The sequence below is a fragment of the Nostoc sp. KVJ20 genome, assembly GCF_001712795.1.
In the GTDB taxonomy this organism is placed as follows: domain Bacteria; phylum Cyanobacteriota; class Cyanobacteriia; order Cyanobacteriales; family Nostocaceae; genus Nostoc.
Map to the genome: position 1 here is coordinate 37,661 of NZ_KV757723.1, position 8,567 is coordinate 46,227.

The following is an 8,567-nucleotide window of genomic DNA, read 5'->3' on the forward strand; positions in this document are numbered from 1 at the left end:
GAAAGCATTTCGCTTCCCCCTGTCTGGAAAAGCCACACTCATTTAGTGTTAAGCTATCCTAAACTGCCATGCTTAGTTACCTGTCGTTGGAACGGTGAGCAGTTGTCTCTAGTTTTTCTAGTTTACGAATTTGAATCTGGAACTGCTTTTTAGCTTCCTTTGTGGTGTCGTCCATGACTTTTGTGTTGTTACTCATAGCTCTAATCTCCTTGTTGTAAATGGGTTTATCTTTCATGAAACTTTTGTGAGTTTCATACTTCTATCAAACCTCCCCTTTGACCGAGTTAAAGACTGAGAATGACTGAGTAAAGCTGACTTTTGATCCATCACATCCGTGAGCAGTAGCATCCATGTAGAATCGAACTAGCTCAAATGTATCGATATGCCGCGATCACTCAAGGTTCGACAAGACTGTATAGAAAAAGTTAAGCAAGCAGTAAGACGGAATGGCTTTCTAAGTCAACAAGCTCTAGCTGAGGAGCTACTTATGGCTCGTTCTACAGTGGTCAATTTTTTGACTGGGAAACGAGTAGATCGAGCAGTATTTGTCGATATCTGTGAAAAATTATCTTTAAACTGGCAGGAAATTGCTGAGTTTGACAGGGAAACTGCATTAGTTTCCACTCAGGAGACTCAAAGAGAAACCAGCAATAATTATGCAGACTGGGAGGAGGCGGAAGACGTATCAACCTTTGAGGACAGCCAAAACAAACCCAAGGAAGCCCAAGTTATAGATACCTTTTATGTAGAACGCCCTCCCATTGAAGAACGCTGTTACTGGGAAATTTTGAAGCCTGGATGTCTACTGCGAATTAAAGCCCCTTGGCAGACAGGAAAAACAGAGTTAATGTCAAGACTCATACATTACATCGAAAAAAAGGGATACCGAACAGCAGCTTTAAACCTGCGGGATGCAACTCAAGAAGATTTCACTAATTTGGATAAATTTTTGCAATGGTTTTGTACTATTCTTGCTGATAGATTTGCGTTGACTACCAGCGTTGAAGAACACTGGCGTAAGAGTATTGGAAATAGCAAAATAAAATGTCGTAGCTACTTTGAAAAGTATTTATTACCAAGTGAAAGTCCTTTAGCTTTAGCTTTAGATGAAGTTGACAGAATTTTCCCAAACCGAGAAATTGCTAGTGAGTTTTTAGGGATGCTGCGAACATGGCATGAAGATGCTAAAACTCGTCCAGTTTGGCAACAACTCCGGTTGGTTGTGTTACATTCAGAAATCTATACTGAAGTTGATATTAATCAATCTCCATTTAATGCTGGATATGAGGTAGTATTAACCGACTTTAACCAAGAGCAAGTGCTTTCCTTAGCACAGAGGTACGGATTGAGTTTTGATATAGCCAAAGTCACACAGTTAATGGCTATAGTAGGAGGACATCCTTATTTGGTAGCAGAAGCCCTCAAACAGATGAGACAACAAGACATAACCGTTGAGGAAGTGCTACAAACATCTCACACTGCATGGGGAATTTATAGCCGCCACTTAGAACGACATTGGAGAAATTTGCAATCTAATTCTGAATTGGCTTGTGCTTTTAAAAAGATAGTCTTAGCAAACTCTCCGGTAGAATTTAATTCCGAGTTGAATCAAAGTATTGCCATAAAATTAAATAATTTGGGGCTGGTGAAGGTATCAAGTAATAGTGTCATGCCACGTTATGAGTTATATCGCCAGTATTTTCGCGATCACTTTCAAAATAACCTATGAGCGCCACGCATAACCACAGTAATTCTTATCAAGTAGGGGGCAGTTTGCCAGAGTCCGCCTCTACTTATGTAGTACGCCAGGCAGACTGCGAACTGTATGAAGGGTTAAAAAGCGGTTTTTTTTGTTACGTTTTGAACTCTAGGCAGATGGGGAAGTCCAGTTTGCGGGTCAGAACAATGCGAACCTTGCAAGAAGAAGGATTCGCTTGTTGTGCAATTGAGATGAGAGATATTTGTAGTTATGAAGTCACGCCAGATGAATTTTTTGGTGGTTTTACTAGTCTTTTAGTAAGCGGTTTTAATTTGGAAGTTGATATAGCAGACTGGTGGTATAAATATCAGTATGTTCCTCCATCAATGCGATTGAGCAAGTTTATTGCTGAAGACTTGCTAGAAAATATTCATCAAAATATTGTTATCTTCGTTGATGAAATTGATAATGTTTTAAATTTAAAATTCAAAGACGATTTGTTCGCTTTTATTCGTAGTTGTTATAACAAACGGGCTGACAATTTAAAATATAAGCGTCTCACTTTCGCGCTCCTGGGAGTAGCAACACCTAGTGATTTAATTGCTAATCATAATTACACACCTTTTAATATTGATATTCGTGCAGTTGAATTAACAGGATTTCACCTAGAGCAAATTAAGCCCTTAGAGTCAGGATTGGTTGGGGTAGTTAGTAATCCCAAGGTAGTCTTGCAAGAGGTATTAAAATGGACAGGTGGGCACCCGTTTCTTACGCAATGGTTGTGTCAACTAATTACTATATATCCTTTGCCTCGTCATTCTCAAAATGAGGCACAATGGGTAGCTGCAATTGTACAAGAACGGATAATAGAGAATTGGTGGGCGCAGGATAAACAACAGCATCTACAGACTATACGCGATCGCATCCTTAGTAATGAAAAGCGCGTCTCTCGATTATTGGGACTGTATCAAAAAATTCTGCGTTTAGAGAAAATTAAGAGTGATGATAGCTCTGAACAAATCGAATTGCGGCTATCTGGTTTAGTAGTTAAACACAACGGATTTTTAAGAGTTTATAACCGGATTTATGAATCTGTTTTTAATAAAAATTGGGTGGATAAAGAACTAACTTCTGTGCGACCTTATGGAGAAGCGATATCACTTTGGGAAGAATCTTCATGTCAAGACAATTCACAGCTTTTACGTGGGCAGCAATTACGCAATGCTCAAGCATGGGCAGTTGGGAAAAGTTTAAGTGACTTAGATTATCAGTTTTTAGCAGCAAGTTTGGAGTTAGATAAGCAAAATATTCAAATTGCTTTAGATGCAGAAAAAGAGGCAAGTCAGATATTAACTGAAGCGAATTTCACATTAAATCAAGCCAATCATACATTGAATAAAGCACAAAAAAAAGCTAAAAAAATTATTCGCTCTGGACTTGGCGTATTGTTAATTATATTTATTGTATCGGTCATGTTAGTGAGATGGGCAGACATCCGCGTAAGCAAAGCAGAGTATCAAAGAAAATTAGCGGGAATTGCTGAAATAAATGCTTTATCAATAGTTAATCTTAACTCAAACAATCAGCTTGGAGCATTAGTAAATAGTGTAAAGGCAGGTCGTCAAACACTGGAAATAGAAGCACCGATTAGTGTCAAAAATCAGGTGGAAAAACAACTCAAGCAAGTGATAGACGAAGTGCAAGAACGCAATCGCTTAGAGAGTGATAACTCTGTAGTCTACAGTGTAGATTTTAGCCCCAATGGACAACTACTTGCTAGTGCTAGTGACGACAATACAATCAAACTTTGGAGTATTGACGGCAGTTTAATCACAACTTTTAGGGGTCATAGCAAACCAGTTTACAGCGTCAGTTTTAGTCCCAATGGACAACTACTTGCTAGTGCTAGTGACGACAATACAATCAAACTTTGGAGTATTGACGGCAGTTTAATCACAACTTTTAGGGGCCATAGCAAACCAGTTTACAGCGTCAGTTTTAGTCCCAATGGACAACTACTTGCTAGTGCTAGTGACGACAATACCATCAAACTTTGGACTGTAGAAAAGCGTCATGTACTCAAAACCCTCAAAGGGCATCAAAAGAGGGTTACAAGTGTGAGTTTTAGTCCTGATGGGCAAACTATTGCCAGTGGCAGTTTAGACAAAACAATCAATCTGTGGAGTAAAGACGGCAATTTCATCAAAACCCTCACAGGTCATGGCGATGGGGTCTTAAGCGTGAGTTTTAGTCCTGATGGTAAGACTATTGCTAGTGGCAGTTTAGACAAAACAATCAAGCTGTGGAATAGCAATGACTACTCTAGCACAACCCTACCAGAACTTAGCTCTGGAGTATATAGCCTCAAATTCAGCCCCGATGGCAAGACCCTAGCTTCAGGTAGCGGTGACAGTACCATCAAACTGTGGAGTAACAATGGTAGCGAACTTACGATCTTTAAGGGACATAGTAGAGGGGTTGTCAGCGTAAGTTTCAGCCCCGATGGCAAAACTCTTGCCAGTGCTAGTGCTGATAATACTATTAAATTATGGGGTACTCATCATACTTTGCTCACCACTATCAAAAGTCATGATGGTAGGGTTTATAGTGTCAGTTTCAGCCCCGATGGCAAGTTTATTGCTAGTGCCAGTGTTGATAAAACTGTCAAGCTTTGGGGTAGTAATGGACGTGTGCTAAAAACTCTAGGTCAGCATTTTGATAAGGTTTATACGGTAAATTTTAGCCCTGATGGCAAGTTTATTGCTAGTGCTGGCGAGGACAAAACAATTAAACTTTGGAGTTTGGATAGCAAGGAACTTAAAACCTTTAAGGGTCATACTGATGCAGTTCAAAGCGTAAGTTTTAGCCTCAATAGCAAAATCCTTGCTAGTGCCAGTAATGATAAAACTATCAAGCTTTGGAGTCTGGATGGCAGAGAGCTTCATATTTTAAAGGGACATAACGCCACAGTCAACAGTGTAAGTTTTAGCCCTGATGGTAAAACCCTTGCTAGTGGCAGTAATGATAAAACTATCAAACTTTGGAGTTTGGATGGCAAGGAACTGAAAACTCTCAATGGTCATAGCGATGGAGTTCAGAGTGTAAGTTTTAGTCCTGACGGTAAAACTCTTGCTAGTGCTAGTAATGGCACAACAATCAAACTCTGGAATCTTGTTTATGGTAGAGAACTGAAAACTTTAAAGGGGCATACTGGTAGAGTCTTTAGCGTTAGTTTCAGCCCTAATGGTAAGATTATTGCCACTGCCAGCGATGATAAAACTATCAAACTTTGGAACTTAGATGGCAAGGAAATTAAAACCTTAAAGGGACACAGCCGTGGTGTCAGCAGTGTGAGTTTTAGCCCCGATAATAAGACCATTGCTAGTGCCAGTTTTGATCAGACTATCAAAGTTTGGAACCTTGATGGTTTAGAGTTGCGACCTTTAAATTTGGATCGACTTTTGGTGAAAGGTTGTAGTTTGCTACACAATTATTTGAAGACTAACACTCGTTTTAAAGAAACAAGTGAATATCATCTTTGTGATGGCATGAAGACGAACACATCTCGATTTTGACCTTTTCAGTTATGAGTAACAGCTAACAGTTATCTTTTTGAAATTACTATAAATTATCCATTTTGTGGGGTGGGTAGGAAAGCCTGCACGGAATAGGAGACGAGCTGTCCGGCCCATCCTACAAGAAAAGTGGCTACATTTTTATTTGGAAGCCCCTAAAGTTATTTAAGCTATTGGAATGAAGACTAGAGAGTAACAAATCTGGTAAACTCAGCCGTAACTACGCCATTCCAGAAAATTTATAGCTGAGACAACCTCACTCAGTCGGTGGTTTCTCACAAGGAACGGGATGGCACATGTCTTCAGGTTTATGATTCTTAGCCATGTATAAATCACCATCTTGTTGGGAATTACTCAGTACACTACCTCCAGTCATCTGTGCAGATGGCAATACCTGTGTAGCAAAGCTTAGACCTGTAACTAGCATCAATGTGGCAAATGTTTTCGTTGTCATGACAAGCATCTTTTTCATATCAACTGAGATTTGTCCATAAATTAAGTATTCAAACTCATTTGGCAGCTTTACGGAATTTTTGCGATTTTTTGATTTTTTTACAGCAGTTACCTTCTCAGAATTGAAAATTCATATATTCAAGCTTGAGCGATCGCAGCATCTCGATACATCTGAATTAGTTAGATTCTACATCGATACAATAGCTGAAAAGTCAGCTTTACACAATAGCTAAAAAGTCAGCTTTAGTCAGTCGTTCTCAAGCTTGAACTCGGTCAGCCATCCTATTTCATGGAAATATCGCTTCTGATAGCACTTGTTACAAGCGCGTCTACAAGCGATTGGTTTTTGACAGAAAAGATTATGAACACTTTAGAGCGAAAGACGGTTCCCATGATTGCAATGACATTAGTGTCCTTGCTCTCTGCTGTAGGCTCTGCATCAGCAGTGGCAATATCTCAACCTACTCCACCAATTAAGGGCTGCTGGTGTGGGGGCCGATATTTTCCACCAAAGATATGCCAGGTAATTCGCTGTCCACAAGAGTTAAATTCCATTACCAACAGCGATCAAGGGGGTCTGAATCGACCATTGGGTAACTATCAATTATCACCAATTTCTACCGATAAAAACAATCTTGTTGCAGGACGCTATCAAACCCGTGGCCCCGGTGCTGGTATTGGCAGAGGTGCCGATATTAGCAGAGGTGCCGATGCCGTATAGCGATTTGCGTTCGCTCAATCTCGTAACGACGAGAGTTTTGCAAACAGTGTACGGGATTAACCAAGAATATTACAGGAGAATAGCCATGTCTGTTAAAAAGTTTGGTTTTGGCTCATTATGTTTACTGGTTGTCAGTGCAGCTTCTACTAGCTTAATGAGTCAGGCTGGAATTGCTGCAACCTCTCAATCGCTGTCATATAAGCCATTAAACCAAATAGTCTGCGGTTGCCCACAACCACCAGCGTGGGAAGAAAGCATTAAATCTACTTATCGTCCCCCAATTTACTGCCCTGATAGCTCACCGTTTGCAAGAACAATAAAACGCACCTGTCCTGACTTTTATAGAACATTCCAAGGTTCTACAACTAATCCAAAAAGTTCAATACTTGCCTACGATCCTGATGCAAAAGAAGCGGCAAGCATTGAGAAGGAAGCGGCTCATGGTCATTCTCCGAAAGAAGTTCTGGATGCTGTTAGCAAGGGTATTGATACTGGAAATATGCTAGGGGGAATGGCAGCAGGTGCAGCCATTGGAGGACGTATACTAGGAGGTGCTGGTGTCGTAGGTGGCGCGGCGACTGGTGGTGCGGCGGCGGGTATTCATGGCGCTGTTCAGTCAGGTTATAACTATTGCAAAAGTTGTCATAAGGAATGGCCATAATTTGTCAAGAGGACTAAAACTGCGCTGAAGCCTTTAAAAAGTAGGCTTTTAGTTGAATTTACTCTAAAAAGCATTCAGCTTATCGGTATCAATTGACAATAGATTGGTGGGATGATACCTAAAAAGTATTACTGGATAGTTGCGACTAGGGAAGTTGTGTTCATCCCACCATTTTTTCTTCGGGCTTTAACAGCTAAAAACTTTACCAAACTTAAGCTTTAATACTCTATCTAGCAACTTTTTCACTTGTAGTATTAAAGCCTCTTTTACTCTTACACAATTAAACAAATATGTTGTCCTTTTCTTTAGCTAGACTTTTGTCTATATCAACTATAGTTTCAGTATTAACTGTTTGCCAAAACGCAGGGGCAATTACTAGAATTGGTAATGCTCAATCTATACAGGAACACACTATTCGGGAAAATTTACAAGCTGCTAGAGGAATTACCTTCCCTTATCAAAATAGTTCTCACCAACCAGATATATCAAAACGACCCACGCAAAATATTATTATTATTACAACTGGTTCGATTCCCAAGGGTGATAGTTTCTCTTTATCTAACAGCAGAATTGTAGGAAAACAGTTGGAAATTGACGTGTCGTATAGTGGTGGATGCAGGCAGCATGATTTCAATCTGTATTGGAATGGAGCTTATCAAGAATCATTTCCACCACAGGTCAGAATGAAACTGGTACATGATGCGAAAAAAGATACTTGCGAACGATTAATTACAGAAACTTTAGTCTTTGACATTCAGAGCCTCCAACCTTCTATCATTCGATTGACTACTAGTTTTGGTGATTCTAAGTCAATTGACTATACTAAGCCAAGTAAATTTTCATCATTAAGATAAGGCTCTGGCTAAGTTTACAGTAGGTAACTGTAGAACTATTGACGAAATAAAAGCAAGCCATAAGATGTTGGTTTATCTCAGCATACGCTTGTTACTGTGATTGTGACTCTTCAGTTTTCTTAAGTTATAAAGATTCCACAAATCTAGAAAAAAGTGTAATCGGCAGTTAAGAATGCTTCTACCTCTGCTTAGTTATCATTGCAGAGGTAGAAATTTGCTGTTGAATGCTTGAGACACATCTATGAACCTGCACCAGCCTCAGCTACAGCAGCGCCCACGTCTGGTTTTACCTCCTTCGCTTTCTTTTCAAAAAGTTGGATTCCTGCGTCAATGATCTCAAAGCCGTTAAGAGTTCGTTGACCCAGCTTTCCCGATACAGCCCCAGCCCAGTCTGCAAATTCTGAGGCGCTAGTTTCAGCCTTACGCCAACTTTTTGCATTAACTTGAGCGGTGAAGACTATGCCGTTCTGGTCAGTCAACTCGATTGCAACTTTCTTGTTCTCGGCTGGTGTAGCTGTTGGCAGTGAGCCACTAAATTTTATTGTCACTTCGCTTTTGGCTTCCATCGCTTACCCTGGCTCATCATCAATTTCATTTTCCCGCT

7 protein-coding genes are annotated in these 8,567 nt (G+C 40.1%); 5 read left to right on the forward strand and 2 right to left on the reverse strand.

What is annotated here, in order from left to right; translation table 11 throughout:
• Positions 1-487 precede the first annotated feature (487 nt).
• Both A4S05_RS32105 and A4S05_RS32110 read left to right on the forward strand, forming a co-directional pair.
• Positions 488-1,729, forward strand: coding sequence for an AAA-like domain-containing protein (locus A4S05_RS32105; protein WP_176727173.1), 1,242 nt, complete (start codon positions 488-490; stop codon positions 1,727-1,729).
• Positions 1,726-5,274, forward strand: coding sequence for a WD40 domain-containing protein (locus A4S05_RS32110; RefSeq protein WP_069073823.1), 3,549 nt, complete (start codon positions 1,726-1,728; stop codon positions 5,272-5,274). The genes A4S05_RS32105 and A4S05_RS32110 overlap by 4 nt, the downstream gene beginning before the upstream one ends.
• Before the next feature lie 256 nt (positions 5,275-5,530).
• Here the strand turns inward: A4S05_RS32110 and A4S05_RS32115 are convergent, their stop codons facing one another.
• Complete coding sequence (locus A4S05_RS32115) at positions 5,531-5,728, reverse strand: hypothetical protein (RefSeq protein ID WP_141699867.1); 198 nt, start codon at positions 5,726-5,728, stop codon at positions 5,531-5,533.
• 360 nt (positions 5,729-6,088) lie between these two features.
• On the opposite strand from A4S05_RS32115, the gene A4S05_RS32120 reads away from it, so the two are divergent.
• The 3 genes from A4S05_RS32120 to A4S05_RS32130 all read left to right on the forward strand — a co-directional run bounded on the left by A4S05_RS32120 (position 6,089) and on the right by A4S05_RS32130 (position 7,963).
• A complete protein-coding gene (locus A4S05_RS32120; protein ID WP_069073825.1) occupies positions 6,089-6,448 on the forward strand; it encodes a hypothetical protein in 360 nt (119 codons plus the stop codon).
• Positions 6,449-6,533: 85 nt separating this feature from the next.
• Positions 6,534-7,109 (forward strand): hypothetical protein, encoded by a 576-nt coding sequence (locus tag A4S05_RS42255; protein ID WP_069073826.1) that lies wholly within the window; start codon positions 6,534-6,536, stop codon positions 7,107-7,109.
• 290 nt (positions 7,110-7,399) lie between these two features.
• Positions 7,400-7,963: a hypothetical protein gene (locus A4S05_RS32130; protein ID WP_069073827.1), complete on the forward strand. Its 564-nt coding sequence runs from the start codon at positions 7,400-7,402 to the stop codon at positions 7,961-7,963.
• A gap of 239 nt (positions 7,964-8,202) precedes the next feature.
• Here A4S05_RS32130 and A4S05_RS32135 read toward each other — a convergent pair whose 3' ends face one another.
• Positions 8,203-8,529, reverse strand: coding sequence for a hypothetical protein (locus tag A4S05_RS32135; protein WP_069073828.1), 327 nt, complete (start codon positions 8,527-8,529; stop codon positions 8,203-8,205).
• Between the last annotated feature and the right edge of the window lie 38 nt (positions 8,530-8,567).